The sequence below is a fragment of the Streptomyces alanosinicus genome (assembly GCF_014650595.1).
Taxonomy (GTDB): domain Bacteria; phylum Actinomycetota; class Actinomycetes; order Streptomycetales; family Streptomycetaceae; genus Streptomyces; species Streptomyces alanosinicus.
The window spans coordinates 1-15,013 of the sequence record NZ_BMVG01000022.1; the positions used below are offsets into that span (position 1 = coordinate 1).

The window sequence follows — 15,013 nt, forward strand, 5'->3', positions numbered from 1 at the left end:
GCAGGGCTCGAAGCCGGGGCATGACGAGGAGGGGTCCCAGTCCGGTGACGAGGAGGGGTCCAAGCCGAGTCATGAGCAGCAGGGCTCGAAGCCGGGGCATGACGAGGAGGGGTCCCAGTCCGGTGACGAGGAGGGGTCCAAGCCGAGTCATGACCAGCAGGGCTCCAAGCCGGGGCACGACGAGGACGCGGCGAAGCCCGGTGACGAGGAGGAGGGGTCCAAGCCCTCGCACGAGCACGACGGCGCGAAGTCGGTTCACAAGCGCCACGGGAGCAAGCACGCGCACAAGCGCCACGGAGCCAAGCGCGCGCACAGGCACCACGGGTCCAAGGACGAGGCCAAGCGTTTCTCCCGCTCCTGGGTCGCCGTGACCAACGCGGTTGCGTGACCCCGGCCGTCGGCGGGCGGGGCCATGATGAACCTGTGCCCTGCCCTCCGACGCCCTCCCGCCCCCAGGCCCCCGGCCCGGCCGAGGGCCTCGGCCGCCTGGAGTCGGGCCCCACACCCCGGACCGCCGTGGCCTGGCTTCCCCCGGCCGAACTCTGGCCCGCGATCCAGCGCATCCGCGTCGAACACGATCCGCAGATCCGCCGCTGGCCACCCCATGTGAACCTGGTCTTCGGCTTCGTACCGGAAGAGGACTTCCCGGTGGCACTCCCGCTGCTGGCCGCCGCGGCCGCCGGGTGCGCGCCCTTCGACATCCGGCTCAGCGGGGTGCGCGCCTTTCGCCACCGGTCCTACGCCACCGTCTGGCTCGACCCCGCCGCGGCCGGCCTGGAGCCCTGGACGGAGCTCCGGCGCGCGCTGGCCGAGCCCTTCCCCTCCTGCGCGGAACGCTTCCCGCGCTTCACCCCGCATCTCTCGCTGGGACGCACCCGCGTGCCGCGCATCCTCGCGGCCGAGTGCGCCGCCCGGCTCGGTGTGCTGCACGCGCGCGTGGCCGAGGTCGAGCTGCTCTCCCGACGCGGTGACGGCCCCATGCGGACACGGGCCACGATCGACCTGGGCACCGGCGCGGTACGCCACCGTCCCGGACCGGACCCGGGCGGGTCGTCGACGGATGCTCGGTAGGCTGCGGAGAGGATTCCCGGGGTGCGAGGAGTATCTGGATGCCGCAGGCCAGACCCATGCGTGCGGATGCCCGGCGTAACTACGAGCGGCTGCTGAAGGCGGCGGTGGAGGCCTTCGCCGAGCACGGGGAGAACGCGTCGCTCGACGACATCGCCAAGCGCGCGGGCGTCGGGGCGGGCACGCTCTACCGGCACTTTCCGACCCGGCAGGAGCTGCTGGAGGCCGCGTACGTCGACCGCTTCGAGGCGCTCGGGACCCGGGCCGAGGAGCTGGCGCGGGGGTTGCCGGCGGGGGCGGCGCTCCTGGCGTGGCTGCACGAGCTGTGCGTGGCCACGATCCAGGTGCGGGGGCTGAAGTCCCTGCTGGGCTCGGCGGTCATGGACGGCGGGTCGGTCGCGAGGACGGCGTGCGGTACGTCGGTGCAGGGGGCGGCGGCGCGGTTGGTGGAGGCGGCCCGGGAGGACGGGTTCCTGCGGGCCGACCTGGAGCCGATCGAGGTGCTGCGGCTGGCCCATGGGGTGGCCACGGCGTCAGAACTGGCAGGTAGTCAGGGGCAGGAGATCCAGCGGTACCTGACGCTGTTGATGGAGGGGTTGCGGGCGTAGCGGTGCCCTGTGCCGGGGCCGGGCGGGGCGCCTCCCCCGGAGGGGTGACCCCAGCGCCCATCCGCGGCGGCACCCGGGGATCTGGCGGTCTACAGTGCCCGCGCTCCCGGTTCCGTCATGTTCCGGACCGTGCGGGCCTTGACGAAGTCGCCCATGGCCGTCATGTCCCACTCGCCGGAGAACTGGCGGATGAGCTTGGCCATCATCACGCCGGTCTGGGGCTCGGCGTGGGTGAGGTCGAAGCGGACCAGTTCCTCGCCCGTCGAGGCGTCCAGCAGCCGGCAGTACGCCTTGGCCACCTCCGTGAACTTCTGGCCCGAGAAGGAGTTCACCGTGAAGACCAGGCCGGTGACCTCCTGGGGGAGACGGCCGAGGTCCACGGTGATCACCTCGTCGTCGCCTCCGCCCTCGCCCGTCAGATTGTCCCCGGAGTGCCTGATCGCGCCATTGAGGATCGTGAGCTTGCCGAAGTAGCAGCTGTCGATGTGGTTGCGCTGCGGGCCGTAGGCGATGACCGAGGCGTCGAGGTCGATGTCCTTGCCCCGGAAGGCGGGCTCCCAGCCGAGGCCCATCCGCACCTGGGAGAGCAGCGGCCGGCCGCCCTTGACCAGGGACACGGTCTGGTTCTTCTGCAGGCTGACCCGGCCCTTGTCCAGATTCACCTTTCCGGCACCCGGCACCGGGGCGGGCGGGACCGGGGCGGCCGGTGCGGCCGGGGGCTGCGCGGCGGGCACCGGCGGAGCCACCGGCTGCTGCTGCGGGGCGGCGGGCGCCGCGGCCGGCGCTTCCACCGTCACCCCGAAGTCGGTCGCGATGCCGGCCAGTCCGTCCGCGTACCCCTGGCCCACGGCGCGGGCCTTCCAGGCGCCGCCCCGGCGGTAGATCTCCACGATGACCAGTGCCGTTTCCGTGCCGAGCTGGGGCGGGGTGAACGAGGCCAGCACCGCGCCGGCGTCCGCGTCACGGATCGTGGCGGTCGGCTCGATGCCCTGGAAGGTCTGGCCGGCCGCGTCCGGGCTGGCCGTCACCACGATCTTCTCGATGTCCGGCGGGACGGCACCGGTGTCGACCGTGATCGCGTCCGGCGCCGCACCGCCGCCGGACGCGTGGGTCACGCCGGGCCCCGCCGGCTGGTTGTAGAAGATGAAGTCGTCGTCCGAGCGCACCTTGCCGTCGGCGGTGAGCAGCAGGCCCGACACATCGAGCCGCACCGGAGCGGCGACGTCCACCGTCACGCGCACGGCCGGGAGAGGGATGTTCGAGCCAGGGGTCATAGCTGTCATGCCGGGTGAACGAACGACACCGCTTTACCGTTCCCTTACCCGCCGAACGGCTCGGAACAGGCCCTACGGCACGACCACGATCTTGCGGCCCACCCCGGCCGCGAACTGCTCCAGCGCCTGCGGGTACCGGTCCAGCGGGATCCGGTCGCTGATGAAGATCTCCGGGTCCAGCACCCCGTTCGCGAACAGCTCGGCCGCCCGCTCGAAGCTGTGCAGCACGGCCATGGACCCGGTGATCGTGATCTCCTGGTTGTAGATCCGGTACGGGTCGATCGTCACGCGTGTCGCGTAGTCGGCCACCCCGAACTGCAGGAACGTCCCCGCCTTCGCCACCCGGCCGAGCCCGTCCTGGATCGCGGCCGCGTTGCCGGTCGCGTCCACGACCACGTCCCAGCCCTGCGGCCGGTCCAGCTCGTCCGCGTTCGCCGCCGAGGCGGACACGCCGAGCCGCCGCGCCGTCTCCAGGCGTGCCGGGTTCACGTCGACGACGTCGACGCTCGCCGCGCCCGTCCGCTTGGCCAGCTCCAGCATCATCAGACCCATGGTCCCGGAGCCGTAGACCAGCACATGGGCGCCCAGGCGGGACTGGAGGACGTCGTAGCCGCGGACCGCGCAGGACAGTGGCTCCACCAGGGCCGCGTCCTCGGTGCGTACGTGCTCCGGCAGCTTCACGCAGTTGGCCACGGGAGCGAGGGCGTACTGGGCCGCTCCGCCCGCCGTGGTGACGCCGATCGCGGCCCACCGCTCGCACAGGTTGTTGTGGCCGGTGCGGCAGTAACGGCATTCGTAGCAGTACAGGGAGGGGTCGACGGCCACCCGGTCCCCGACCGCCACCTCGGTGACCTGGCTGCCGACGCCGACCACCGCGCCCGCGAACTCGTGTCCGGGGACGATCGGCAGCTTGGGTGCGAACTCGCCCTGGAGGATATGGAGGTCGGTGCCGCACAGGCCGCAGGCGGCCACTTCGACGACGACCTCGCGCGGGCCCGGTGTCGGGTCCGGCACCTCGGCGACGACGGCGCGGCCCACGGACTCGATGACGGCGGCCTTCATTTCACGGCTCCCAACGACAGGCCCTGGACCAGCTTGTCCTGGGCGGCGAACCCCGCGGCGAGCACCGGCAGGGAGATGACGAGCGACGCGGCGCACACCTTGGCCAGGAACAGGCCCTGGCTGGTGATGAAGCCGGTCAGGAACACGGGAGCGGTCTCGGCGACCACGCCTGTGAGCACGCGGGCGAACAGCAGCTCGTTCCAGCTGAAGATGAAGCAGATCAGGGCGGTCGCGGCGATGCCGGGCAGGGCGATCGGGGCCACCACGCGCGCGAGGACGGTCGGCAGGCGGGCGCCGTCCACCCGGGCCGCCTCGATGACGGCGACCGGCACCTCGGCGAGGAAGGACTGCATCATCCACACCGCGATCGGCAGGTTCATGGAGGTGTAGAGGATGACCAGCAGCCAGATGTTGTCGAGCAGCCCGGCGTTCTTGGCGAACAGGTAGATCGGCAGCAGGCCCGCCACGACCGGCAGCATCTTCGTGGACAGGAAGAAGAACAGCACGTCCGTCCACTTCTTCACCGGCCGGATCGACAGCGCGTACGCCGCCGGAAGGGCCAGCAGCAGGACGCACAGCGTGGAGACCACGGACGCGACCGTGGAGTTGATCAGCGCGGGCCACGGGCTCGCGCCGCCGCCGCTGCCGAAGAAGTCGCGGTAGCCGTCGAGCGTCAGCGACGCGGCGAAGGACGGCGGGTTGGTCGCCGCGTCCGCCTCGGAGTGGAAGGACGTCAGGGCCATCCAGGCGATGGGCAGGAAGAACACGATCCCGGCCAGCCAGGCCACGAGGCCCAGTCCGTTCCGGCGCAGCAGGGCGTTCATGCGCGGGACACCTCCTCGCGGAACAGGGACGACACCACGCGCAGGGCGAAGGTCGCGATGATGATCGAGCCGATGACGACCAGGACGCCGGCGGCCGAGGCGAGGCCGTTCTCATGGGCCTGGTAGAAGCTCTGGTAGACGGTGTAGGGCAGGTTGGCGGTGCCGAGCCCGCCGGAGGTGATCGTGAAGACCGCGTCGAAGTTCTGCACGATGTAGATCGAGCCGAGCAGCGCGCCGAGTTCGAGGTAGCGGCGCAGATGAGGGAGCGTCAGATGGCGGAAGATCTGCCAGTCGCTCGCGCCGTCGACCCGGGCGGCCTCGATCTGCTGCTGGTCCCGGCTCTGCAGCCCGGCGAGCAGGATCAGCATCATGAACGGCGTCCACTGCCACACCAGTGAGGCCTCGACCGCGAGCAGCGGGGTGTGGGAGATCCAGTCGGGCTGTGGGCCGCCCACATAGTGCAACAACCCATTGAGCAAGCCGTATTCAGGGTTGTAGAGCACATGCTTCCAGAGCAGGGCCGCGGCCACCGGCACCACCAGGAAGGGCGCGATGAGCAGGGTGCGGACGATGCCGCGGCCGCGGAACCTCCGGTCCAGCAGCAGGGCGAGCACCAGCCCGAGGACCAGGCTGGCCAGCACCACCGCCACCGTGAGCAGCACGGTCGTCCACACCGAGTGGCGCAGATCGGTGTCGGTCAGCACCTGACGGTAGTTGTCGAGGCCGGTGAAGTGACGGGCCTTGGGGTAGAGGGCGTTCCAGTCGAAGAAGGAGATCACCAGTGTGGCCACGAACGGCAGCTGGGTGACGGCGATCATGAACACGAGGGCCGGCAGCAGCGGGGCCCGGGTGGCCCAGGCGCGCAGCCGGGCCGGGGGCCGTTTCACTGTGCGTGCGGTGGTGGCCGCCAGAGGGGCCGTTGTCGTCGCTGTCATCGTCCCTCGTACTCCTTGGAGATCTTCTCGGCGAGCGCCTGTGATTTCTTGAGGGCCGAGTCGACGGACTGGCGTCCGGCGATGGCCGCGCTGATCTCCTGGGAGACCTTGGTGCCGAGGTCGGTGAACTCGGGGATGCCGACGAACTGGATGCCGGGCGCGGGCCGCGGCTGCACACCGGGGTCGTTCGGGCGGGCGCTCTCGATGGCCTCCTTGGTCATCTCCTGGAACGACGCGGCCGACTTGCGGTAGTCGGCGTTCGTGTACGTCGAGGCCCGCTTGCCCGCCGGGACGTCGGGCCAGCCGCTGGTCTCGCCGACGAGCCGCTCATATCCCCTGCCGGACGCCCAGGAGACGAACTTCCAGGCCTTGTCGGGGTTGTGGGAGGCCTTCTGGATGCCCCAGGCCCAGGTGTAGAGCCAGCCGGCGGACGGCGTCCGTACGACGGGGGCCGGGGCGTAGCCCAGCCTGCCCTTGACCGGGGAGCCGGACGCCTCCAGCAGGCCGGCCGCGCTGGTGGCGTCGTACCACATGGCGACCTTGCCCTGGGTCATGTCGTTGAGGCACTCGGCGAACCCGGACTGCGCGGCGCCGGACTCGCCGTGGGCGCGGACGAGGCCGACATAGAACTTCGTCGCCTTCTCGAACTCCGGGGAGTCGAGGCGGGCCTTCCACCGCTTGTCGAACCAGGTGCCGCCGAAGGTGTTCACGACGGTGGTCAGCGGGGCCGTCATCTCGCCCCAGCCCGGCAGTCCGCGCAGACAGATGCCCTTCATCCCGGGCTGTGCGCCGTCCGCCTTCGCGGCGAGGTCGGCGACCTGCTGCCAGGTGGGGTGCGCGGGCATGGCCAGGCCCTTCGCCGCGAACACGTCCTTGCGGTACATCAGGAAGGACGACTCGCCGTAGAAGGGCTGCCCGTAGAGCCTGCCGTCGTCGGCGGTCAGCGACTGGCGCATGGGCGCCAGCACGTCCCGCTGGTCGTACGACGGGTCCTTCGCCGCGTACGAGTTCATCTCGTGCAGCCAGCCGTTGCGGGCGTAGATGGGTATCTCGTAGTTGGAGAGGGTGGCCACGTCGTACTGCCCGGCCTGGTTGGCGAAGTCCTGGCTGATCTTGTCGCGTACGTCGTTCTCGGGCAGGACCGTGAAGTTGACCTTGATGCCGGTCTCCTTGGTGAAGTGCGCGGCGGTCAGCTTCTGCAACTCGGTCATCTGGGGGTTGTTGACCATCAGGACATTGATGGAGTCGCCGCCGGAACCGGACCCGCCCGCGCCGGCCCAGCAGCCGGAGAGCAGCGGGGCGAGCAGCGTCCCTGCGGCGGCCATGGCGAGTGTGACGCGCGGCCTCCGTCGGCTCGGGATACGCATGGATCGCTCCTGGAGAGGGAGATATGGGGACGTAAGGGGCGCTCGGAGGTGTGGAACGCCCCTGGGGGGAGTGAGGTGTTTCTGGGGGAGTGAGGTGTTTCGGGGAAGGTGGGGTGTCGCTGGGGTGGGGCGGAGGTTCAGACCCGGATGACCTGCGGGCCCAGCAGGGAGTAGCGGTGGGCCTCGGCCGTCGGCAGGAGGGTGCTCGTCACGATCGCCTCCAGCGCGCCGACCTCGGCGAACCGGCAGAAGCTGACCGCGCCGAACTTGGTGTGCACGCCCGCGAAGACGGTGCGCCGCGCGGCTCGCATCGCCTGCGCCTTGACCTCGCTGACCGCCGGGTCGGGCGTGGTCAGGCCGTGCTCGCGGGAGATGCCGTTGGCGCCGATGAAGGCGAGGTCGACGACGAAGCCGGCCAGCATCTTCGTCGTCCAGTGGTCGACGGTGGCCAGCGTGCCGGACCGCACCCGGCCGCCGAGGAGCAGGACCGACATGGTGTCGATCTCGGCGAGGGAGCCCGCGACCGGCAAGGACGCGGTGACCACGGTCAGCGGGCGGTCGGCCGGCAGGGCCTCGGCGATCAGCTGCGGGGTGAAGCCCTCGTCCACGAAGACCGTCTCGGCGTCCCCGAGCAGCTCGGCCGCGGCCGCCGCGATCCGGCGTTTCTCGGGCACATGGCTGGTGGCACGGAAGGCGAGCGTCGTCTCGAAGCCGGCGCTCTCCACCGGATAGGCACCGCCGTGCGTACGGCGGACCAGCCCGTGGTCCTCCAGGGCGCGCAGATCACGCCGGATGGTCTCCTTGGCCACGCCCAGCTCGGCGGCCAGCGCGGTGACGTCGACCGAGCCGGTCGCCCGCGCGGCCAGCACGATCGCGCGCTGGCGTTCCTCCGCCGTCTTCTCGCTCATGTCGTCACCCACCTCTCCGCCGAGCTGCCCGTTCGGGCCCTTGGGGGAAGTTCTACAGGGGGTGTGCGGTGCTTACCAGGCCTATTGTGAGCCCGATCCTGCCCGTCTGTGCCCGTTTGCCCGAGGGGATGCCCGGCGCGGACCTGCGGGGTCGTGCGGGGCGGAGTGAGAGCGGGCGGCCCGGATGCCCGAAAGGGCAGCGGGCGGGCCCGTTCGGTGCCCGCCCGCGCGTGGGGAGGTTCGATATGCGCCGCCCGAGGGTCTTCTTTCCGCCGCCCAGGGCCCTTGTTCAGTACGGCCAGATCGGCGGATCGTTCACGAAGTGGCCGCCGAGGTGGCTGTGCGCCGGGTTCTCGGGGTCCAGCTCGCCCTGCTCGGCGATCAGCTTCGCGGCGTACGGCTCGGAGTCGTCCTGCGGCGCGTAGCCGAGTGCCCGCGCGGTGCCCAGGTCCCACCACAGCCGGGTGTTGGCGGAGGAGCCGTAGACGACGGTGTGGCCGACGTTCCCGGCGGTCAGGGCCGCGTGGAAGAGGCGGGCGCCGTCGGCCGGGCTCATCCACACCGAGAGCATGCGCACGCTGGTCGGCTCCGGGAAGCAGGCGCCGATGCGCACCGACACCGTCTCCAGGCCGTGCCGGTCCCAGTACAGCTGGGCGAGGTCCTCGCCGAAGGACTTGGACAGGCCGTAGAAGGTGTCCGGGCGGCGCGGGGTGTCGATGGGGATCGGCGGCTCACCCGCGCGCGGGGCCGGGGTGAAGCCGACGGCGTGGTTGGAGGAGGCGAAGACGATCCGGCCGACGCCCTCCTCGTGGGCGGCCTCGTAGAGGTTGTAGGTGCCCTCGATGTTCGCCTTGAGGATCTTCTCGAAGGAGGCCTCCAGGGAGATGCCCGCGAGGTGGAGGACCGCGTCCACGCCCTGCACGGCCTCGCGCAGCGCCTCCCGGTCGCCGAGGTCGGCCGTGATCGCGTCCGGTGCGCCCTCGACGGGGCGCGCGTCGAACAGGCGCAGCGTGTAGCCGTACTCCGGCAGCAGGGACCGCATCAGGGTGCCGAGCCCGCCGGCGGCGCCGGTGAGCAGGACGGTGCGGGGAGCGGGCATCCTCGGTTCTCCTTGTAGCCGATATTCACATACATGGACACATGGGGGCACGCTAGAGAGCGTCGCCGTGCACCGTCAAGTGTCGCGCGAGGTCGGTGAATTCGCTCCGAGCCTTGCGGGTTTGCCTGCTTGACCGGCCATAAGGGGGGCCCGTAGCGTGGTCGTGTTCAGGAATATAGACGTCAATCAGAAACATGTACCAGTGTGTCTCAAGGGAGAGCCCGTGACGCCAGCCCCCCTCAGTGAACGGCTCAGCGATCCGCGCGGGCCGCTCTTCTTTCCCGTCACGGCCTACGGCCAGGGCGGCTCACTCGACCTCGACGTCTACCGCACCCATGTGAGCCGGGGCGTCGCCGCCGGTGCCGCCGCCGTGTTCGCCTGCTGTGGCACCGGGGAGTTCCACGCGCTGCTGCCGGAGGAGTTCGAGGCCTGCGTGCGGGTGGCCGTCGAGGCGGCCGGCGGACGCGTCCCGGTCGTCGCGGGCGCCGGCTACGGCACCGCGCTCGCCGTCCGCTACGCACATCTCGCCGAGGCGGCCGGCGCCGACGGTCTCCTCGCCATGCCGCCGTACCTCGTCCTCGCCGGCCAGGAGGGCCTGCTGCGGCACTACCGGGAGGTCGCCGCGGCCACCGCCCTGCCGGTCGTCGTCTACCAGCGCGACAACGCCGTCTTCACCCCGCGCACGGTGGTGGAGCTCGCCCGCACCGAGGGGATCACCGGCCTGAAGGACGGCCTCGGCGACCTCGATCTGATGCAGCGGATCATCAGCGCCGTCCGCACCGAAGCCCCCGGCGACTTCCTGTACTTCAACGGTCTGCCCACCGCCGAACAGACCCAGCTCGCCTACCACGCCCTCGGCGTCACGCTGTACTCCTCGGCCGTCTTCTGCTTCGCCCCCGAGATCGCCCTCGCCTACCACCGGGCCCTGAGCCTGGGTGACACGGCGACCGTACGGCGCCTCCTCGACGGTTTCTACCGGCCGTTCGTGGAACTGCGCGACCAGGGCCGCGGCTACGCCGTCTCGCTCGTCAAGGCGGGTGTACGGCTGCGCGGCCTGGACGTCGGCGAGGTCCGGCCCCCGCTGCACGAACCGGCGGAGCAGCACGTCAAACAGCTCGCCCAGCTGATCGAACGGGGATACGCGCTGCTGGAGGAGGACGCGTGAAGGCGTCGGTGTTCGTCTACCCCTGGGACGTCGACGGGGACCCTGAGGCTCCGGCGCGCATCGCCGGACTCGGCGTGGCACAGGTGACGCTCGCCTCCGCCTATCACTCCACCCGCGCCCTCACCCCGCGCCACCCCCGCCACCGCATCGTCACCGCCGAGTACGCGGCCGTCCTCTACCCGCCCGGCGAGCGCTGGGCGGGCCGTGGCCTCAGGCCGTACCGCGCCGGCCGCTGGGCCCCGGGCGACGCCTACGGCGAGGCCGCCGAGGCCCTCGCGGCGGCCGGCCTCCAGGTGCACACCTGGGTCGTCCTCGCCCACAACTCCCGCCTCGGCGCCGAACATCCGGACACCTCGGTCCTCAACGCCTACGGCGACCGCTACCCATGGGCGCCCTGCATCGCCCAGCCCGCCACGCGCGCGTACCTGGTCGACCTGGCCGCCGAGGCCGCCGTACGCCCCGGCGCGCACGGCACCGAACTGGAGTCCCTCGGGTGGTACGGGCTGGCGCATCTGCACGCCCACGACAAGATCTCCGGCGTCGGTCTCGGCGAGGCCGGGCAGTACCTGATGTCCCTGTGCTTCTGCCCGTCCTGCCGCGCCGGATACGGCGAACAGGGCCTGGACGCCGATGCGTTGGCGACCGACGTACGCGACGCGCTGGAGCCGCTGTGGCGGGGCGCGGCGGCCGACGAGGGCTGGCCCACGGTCATCCGGCTGCTCGGCGATCAGACGGCGGCCCGCACGCGCGCGTGGCGCGAGGAAACCGCCGGCACCCTCCAGGAGGAGGCCGTCGCCGCCGTACGCGCCGCCGCACCGGCCGGCTTCCAGGTGCTGCTGCACGCCGACCCGGTCCCCTACCACTGCGGAGCCAACGCCGGCGTCGACCCCGCCCGCGTGCTCGCCGCCGCCGACGGCGTGGTCGTACCGTGCACGGGCGGTACGGCCCTGCTGGCGCCCTTCGCCGAACGCGCCGGGCGGCGGACGGTGCTGGCCGCCAACCTCACCGTCGTCTCCGGGATGGGCGGCAGCCCCGGCACACTCGCGGCGGACGCGGCACGCGCGCGGAGCCGGGGCGCGACGGAACTGCGGTTCTATCACGCCGGGTTGGCGTCGGACGGAGACCTCGCAGCGGTGCGCGAGGCGCTGTCCGCGCCCTGGGCGAGTGCGACGGCCGGCAGCAGCAGCGCCAGGCCGTAGAGCGGCAGCAGCAGCCCGGGGGAGGCGAGTTCGACCAGGCCGGCACCGGCTGCCAGGCCGATGACGTTGGGGGCGAAGACCAGGGTCTCGGCGGTGGCCGTCGCCCGGCCGAGCAGCGGCCCGGGCGTCCGGCGCTGCACGGCCGTGAAGGTCGCGACGAGCACACAGGGCAGCGCCAGACCGGTCGCGGCGGCGGACGCGAGGGCCGCCGCGTCCGACGGCCAGGCCCGCGCGGCCACCGCGAGCGCGTTCAGCGCGATCCCGGCCGCCGCGAGCCGGCGCCCGTGCAGCCGCCGCAGCGCGGCTCCCACGCAGAGGCCGGCCGTCACCGAACCGGCGCCCTGGACGGCGTACAGCACACCCGCGTACGCGGGGGAGTGGCCGAGGCGGTCCACGACGGCGTACGTCGTCGTGGCGTTCAGCGAGCCGAGGAGCATCGTCGTGCCGGCCGCCAGGACCAGCGGACGCAGCCCAGGGTGACCCCACAGATGCCGGACGCCCTCGGCGGTGTCCCGGCGCCAGCCGTCACCGGATCGCACGGGCCGCTCCTCGCGCACCCGCAGCAGCGCGCACATTCCGGCGGCGACCACGAACGTGCCCGCGTCCAGAGCGGCGACGGCCGGACCGCCGAAGGCCGCGTACAGGCCCGCCCCGGTCAGCGGAGCGACGAGCTTCATACCCTCCGTGACGGTCATCCGCAGCCCGTTGAAGTCGCCGAGCAGATCCCCGGGGACGGCGGCGGTGACCAGGGCCGACTCGGCGGCCCCGGCGACCACGGCGACGGTGCCGTACAGCAGCAGGACGGTGAACAGCAGCCACAGCCCCTCGGGCGAGTCGACGGTGAAGAGCGTCAGAAGCAAGGCCGCGAGCCCCAGGTCCATGCCGATGAGAAGGGGCCTGCGCCGCACGCGGTCGGCGAGCGTGCCCAGCGCCGGGCCGGCGAGGGTCGGGGCCCACACGGCCAGGAGGCACAGGGCGGCCAGGCCGTCGGACCCGGTGAGGTCCTTGACCCACACGCCGGCCGCCAGGGACAGCGAGGAGGTGCCGAAGGCCGACACCAGCAGGCCCATGAGATACAGCCCCGCGTTGCGGTCCCGCAGCACGCGAAGCAGCGTCCAGGAAGTCGTCATGCCTGGTCATCGTGGGTCTAAGGCGGGCGGGTCCGGATCGGCAAGATGCCTCATACGGCGGCACCGATGAGTTTCGCCGCATCGGCCGGTCATCCCTTCGTACGAGGAGCGCAACCGTGAAGGAGTGAGCCATGAGCATCGTCGACCTCGGCCCGCAGACCCGGATCGTGGCCCGGCTCGCCGAGTCCGTGACCGACGAGCAGCTGACCGCCCGCACACCGTGCCCGGACTGCGCGGTGCGGAACCTGCTGGGCCATGTCCAGCTGCTGTCCGTGGCGTTCCGTGACGCCGCCCGCAAGGACCTCGGCGCGACGACCGACACCGCCCCGGACGCCGCCGTGCCCGATATCGGTCCCGGCTGGCGCGAGGAACTGCCCAAGGCCCTCGACGACCTCGCCGACGCCTGGCGCGACCCGGCCGCCTGGACCGGGATGACACGCGCGGGCGGGGTGGACCTGCCGGGCGAGGTCGCCGGCGCCGTCGTCGCCGACGAACTGGTCATCCACGGCTGGGACCTGGCCCGCGCCACCGGCCTGTCCTACGCCCCCGACCCCGCCGCCCTGGCCGCGGCCCACGGCTTCCTCCTGATGGCCGCCGCCGACCCGAACCGCGACAACAGCCCGTTCGGCCCGGCCGTCCCGGTCCCCGAGGACGCACCACTCCTGGACCGCGCGGTCGGCCTGAGCGGCCGCGACCCGGGCTGGCGCCCATAGGCCCCGTCGTCACATTCCCGCCGCGCGTGAGTACGCGGGCCGAACCGGCTGAGTACGTGAACCGGTGTGCCGGCGGGCGTCGCGCCGATTCACTGAGCACATGACGACACAGCACTGCGCGACGGTCGCCGGCACGGCACACGGGGACGTGCGGGATCCCCGGGGCTGGGTGGCCCCGACGATCGCGACCGCACTGATGGTCGTGCTCGGCCCGGCCGCCGTCCTCCTCGGCGGGCTGTCCGCCATGGCCACGGACAGCTGCGGCCCGGACGACTGTTCGGCCGCCCTCGACACGGCGCTGACCTGGATCTACGGCATCCTCACCTATGGTGGCGCCGTCTCGGTCGGGGCGCTGCTCACCGCCTGGCTGCTGCCGTGGAAGCGCCGCTGGACGGCGACGCGCACCTGGGCGGCCCTCCTCGCACTGCTGCCGCCCCTGAGCGTCCTGCTCCTGGTCCTCACCCTGCCCGCTCCCTAGGGCGTGTTGTGAAAGTCCCGCCTGCCGCCCGACGCCTGGCACGCACTCTCGCCGCACCGGGTGAAAACCCACGTACAACCAGTACGAGGGCTTCCGCCCGGCACTCCCCCAGCCTCCGGCCGGGGGGACCCCCAGAGCTCGCACCAGACGCCGCTCGGCCCGCCCTCCGGGCGGACGACGGGACTTTCGCAACACGCCCTAGCAGAGTACGGGGGCGAACACGGCCGATTCCGGTTGCCCGAGTGGGCCGAAGCGGAGGTCCCGGCCGTCGTACTCTCCCCCCATGCCTCTCACCCTCACCGTCCTCGGCACCGCCTCCCCGCACCCCGGACCCGGCCGGCCCTGCTCCGGGTATCTGCTCTCCGGCGGGGGCGCCGAGGTATGGGTGGACGCCGGACCTGGTACGTTCGCGGCATTGCAACGGCACACGGACCCCGCACGGCTCACCGCGATCTGGATCTCCCATCTGCACGCCGACCACAGCGCCGATCTGCTGGCGGCCGCCTACGCGTTCGCCTTCGGCGGGATGACCCCGGCCGCCCCGATCCCGGTGTACGCCCCGCAGGACTGCGCCCACCGGCTGGCCGGCTTCCTCGGGCGGGCCGACGTCGACTTCCTCAAGGGTGTCCTCGACTTCCGGTCCCTGTACGACGGCCATGACGTCCGGCACTGGAACCTCCGGCTCACCGCCCGCGCCGTCGCCCACGACGCCGAGGCGTACGGGCTGCGCGCCGAATGCCAGGGGAGCGTCCTCGCCTACTCCGGGGACAGCGGCCCGTGCGCCGCGCTCGGCGAACTCGCCGCCCGCGCCGATCTGTTCCTGTGCGAGGCCGACATCGACGCACATCGCGAAGGCGAACACCGGGAGCAGGTGCATCTGACGCCCGAGGACGCGGGGCGCATCGCGCTCGACGCCCGTGTGCGTGCCCTGCTCGTCACCCATGTCGGTCCCACGCTCACCCGCGAGGCGGCCACCGCACGCGCCGCCGCGGTCTCCGGCCGGCCCACCCGTGCCGCCGTCGAGGGTGACGTCCACACCGTCTGAACCGTCCGAGAAGCCCCGGCCTCCCTGGCCTCCCCCTGCCGCCTCCCTTGCCTCCCCCTTTGTCAGAAGCATTGACGAGAGACGGACCCCCTCCTACCTTCAACGCGTCGTACTCCGTACGTCATATATGAGACGCGA

At 72.1% G+C, this 15,013-nt stretch carries 16 protein-coding genes; 8 read left to right on the plus strand and 8 right to left on the minus strand.

What is annotated here, in order from left to right; all coding sequences use genetic code 11:
- The 3 genes from IE277_RS31605 to IE277_RS31615 all read left to right on the plus strand — a co-directional run.
- The coding region (locus IE277_RS31605; protein ID WP_373310937.1) for a hypothetical protein at positions 1–388 on the plus strand (388 nt) is incomplete at its 5' end.
- A gap of 35 nt (positions 389–423) precedes the next feature.
- A complete protein-coding gene (locus IE277_RS31610) occupies positions 424–1,071 on the plus strand; it encodes a 2'-5' RNA ligase family protein (protein WP_229882108.1) in 648 nt (215 codons plus the stop codon).
- Positions 1,072–1,109: 38 nt separating this feature from the next.
- Complete coding sequence (locus IE277_RS31615; protein ID WP_189957140.1) at positions 1,110–1,676, plus strand: TetR/AcrR family transcriptional regulator; 567 nt, start codon at positions 1,110–1,112, stop codon at positions 1,674–1,676.
- A gap of 89 nt (positions 1,677–1,765) precedes the next feature.
- Here IE277_RS31615 and IE277_RS31620 read toward each other — a convergent pair whose 3' ends face one another.
- The 7 genes from IE277_RS31620 to IE277_RS31650 form a co-directional block, all read right to left on the minus strand.
- Complete coding sequence (locus IE277_RS31620) at positions 1,766–2,950, minus strand: TerD family protein (protein ID WP_189957141.1); 1,185 nt, start codon at positions 2,948–2,950, stop codon at positions 1,766–1,768.
- A 72-nt stretch (positions 2,951–3,022) separates the two neighbouring features.
- Positions 3,023–4,012: a zinc-dependent alcohol dehydrogenase family protein gene (locus IE277_RS31625; RefSeq protein WP_189957142.1), complete on the minus strand. Its 990-nt coding sequence runs from the start codon at positions 4,010–4,012 to the stop codon at positions 3,023–3,025.
- Positions 4,009–4,836 carry a carbohydrate ABC transporter permease gene (locus IE277_RS31630; RefSeq protein WP_189957143.1) on the minus strand — a complete coding sequence of 276 codons (828 nt, stop codon included), beginning with the start codon at positions 4,834–4,836 and terminating at the stop codon, positions 4,009–4,011. Before IE277_RS31630 ends, IE277_RS31625 begins: the two co-directional genes overlap by 4 nt.
- Positions 4,833–5,771: a carbohydrate ABC transporter permease gene (locus IE277_RS31635; RefSeq protein WP_189957144.1), complete on the minus strand. Its 939-nt coding sequence runs from the start codon at positions 5,769–5,771 to the stop codon at positions 4,833–4,835. Before IE277_RS31635 ends, IE277_RS31630 begins: the two co-directional genes overlap by 4 nt.
- Positions 5,768–7,138, minus strand: coding sequence for an ABC transporter substrate-binding protein (locus IE277_RS31640; RefSeq protein WP_189957145.1), 1,371 nt, complete (start codon positions 7,136–7,138; stop codon positions 5,768–5,770). The genes IE277_RS31635 and IE277_RS31640 overlap by 4 nt, the downstream gene beginning before the upstream one ends.
- A 137-nt stretch (positions 7,139–7,275) precedes the next feature.
- Positions 7,276–8,046 (minus strand): DeoR/GlpR family DNA-binding transcription regulator, encoded by a 771-nt coding sequence (locus IE277_RS31645; protein ID WP_189957146.1) that lies wholly within the window; start codon positions 8,044–8,046, stop codon positions 7,276–7,278.
- Positions 8,047–8,335: 289 nt separating this feature from the next.
- Complete coding sequence (locus IE277_RS31650) at positions 8,336–9,145, minus strand: NAD-dependent epimerase/dehydratase family protein (protein WP_189957147.1); 810 nt, start codon at positions 9,143–9,145, stop codon at positions 8,336–8,338.
- 223 nt (positions 9,146–9,368) lie between these two features.
- Between IE277_RS31650 and IE277_RS31655 the strand changes: the two genes are divergently transcribed.
- On the plus strand, positions 9,369–10,310 hold the full coding sequence (locus IE277_RS31655; protein WP_189957148.1) for a 5-dehydro-4-deoxyglucarate dehydratase: 942 nt from the start codon (positions 9,369–9,371) through the stop codon (positions 10,308–10,310).
- A complete protein-coding gene (locus IE277_RS31660; protein ID WP_189957149.1) occupies positions 10,307–11,509 on the plus strand; it encodes a hypothetical protein in 1,203 nt (400 codons plus the stop codon). Before IE277_RS31655 ends, IE277_RS31660 begins: the two co-directional genes overlap by 4 nt.
- Here IE277_RS31660 and IE277_RS31665 read toward each other — a convergent pair.
- Positions 11,407–12,639: an MFS transporter gene (locus IE277_RS31665; protein WP_189957150.1), complete on the minus strand. Its 1,233-nt coding sequence runs from the start codon at positions 12,637–12,639 to the stop codon at positions 11,407–11,409. The two genes, IE277_RS31660 and IE277_RS31665, sit on opposite strands and share 103 nt — an antisense overlap.
- 131 nt (positions 12,640–12,770) lie before the next feature.
- Here IE277_RS31665 and IE277_RS31670 point away from each other — a divergent pair, with 131 nt between their 5' ends.
- The 3 genes from IE277_RS31670 to IE277_RS31680 all read left to right on the plus strand — a co-directional run bounded on the left by IE277_RS31670 (position 12,771) and on the right by IE277_RS31680 (position 14,875).
- The gene (locus IE277_RS31670) at positions 12,771–13,352 is read left to right on the plus strand and encodes a TIGR03086 family metal-binding protein (protein WP_189957151.1); all 582 of its coding nucleotides are present in this window, start codon (positions 12,771–12,773) and stop codon (positions 13,350–13,352) included.
- A 100-nt stretch (positions 13,353–13,452) separates the two neighbouring features.
- A complete protein-coding gene (locus IE277_RS31675; RefSeq protein WP_189957152.1) occupies positions 13,453–13,830 on the plus strand; it encodes a hypothetical protein in 378 nt (125 codons plus the stop codon).
- A 283-nt stretch (positions 13,831–14,113) separates the two neighbouring features.
- Positions 14,114–14,875, plus strand: a complete 762-nt coding sequence (locus tag IE277_RS31680; protein WP_189957153.1) for an MBL fold metallo-hydrolase — start codon at positions 14,114–14,116, stop codon at positions 14,873–14,875.
- Positions 14,876–15,013: the final 138 nt, after the last annotated feature.

Coding starts and splice junctions, on each gene's coding strand:
- IE277_RS31615 (WP_189957140.1), top strand. CDS start 1,110: ATGCCGCAGGCCAGACCCATGCGTGCGGATGCCCGGCGTAACTACGAG.
- IE277_RS31620 (WP_189957141.1), bottom strand. CDS start 2,950: ATGACCCCTGGCTCGAACATCCCTCTCCCGGCCGTGCGCGTGACGGTG.
- IE277_RS31625 (WP_189957142.1), bottom strand. CDS start 4,012: ATGAAGGCCGCCGTCATCGAGTCCGTGGGCCGCGCCGTCGTCGCCGAG.
- IE277_RS31630 (WP_189957143.1), bottom strand. CDS start 4,836: ATGAACGCCCTGCTGCGCCGGAACGGACTGGGCCTCGTGGCCTGGCTG.
- IE277_RS31635 (WP_189957144.1), bottom strand. CDS start 5,771: ATGACAGCGACGACAACGGCCCCTCTGGCGGCCACCACCGCACGCACA.
- IE277_RS31640 (WP_189957145.1), bottom strand. CDS start 7,138: ATGCGTATCCCGAGCCGACGGAGGCCGCGCGTCACACTCGCCATGGCC.
- IE277_RS31645 (WP_189957146.1), bottom strand. CDS start 8,046: ATGAGCGAGAAGACGGCGGAGGAACGCCAGCGCGCGATCGTGCTGGCC.
- IE277_RS31650 (WP_189957147.1), bottom strand. CDS start 9,145: ATGCCCGCTCCCCGCACCGTCCTGCTCACCGGCGCCGCCGGCGGGCTC.
- IE277_RS31665 (WP_189957150.1), bottom strand. CDS start 12,639: ATGACGACTTCCTGGACGCTGCTTCGCGTGCTGCGGGACCGCAACGCG.
- IE277_RS31670 (WP_189957151.1), top strand. CDS start 12,771: ATGAGCATCGTCGACCTCGGCCCGCAGACCCGGATCGTGGCCCGGCTC.
- IE277_RS31675 (WP_189957152.1), top strand. CDS start 13,453: ATGACGACACAGCACTGCGCGACGGTCGCCGGCACGGCACACGGGGAC.
- IE277_RS31680 (WP_189957153.1), top strand. CDS start 14,114: ATGCCTCTCACCCTCACCGTCCTCGGCACCGCCTCCCCGCACCCCGGA.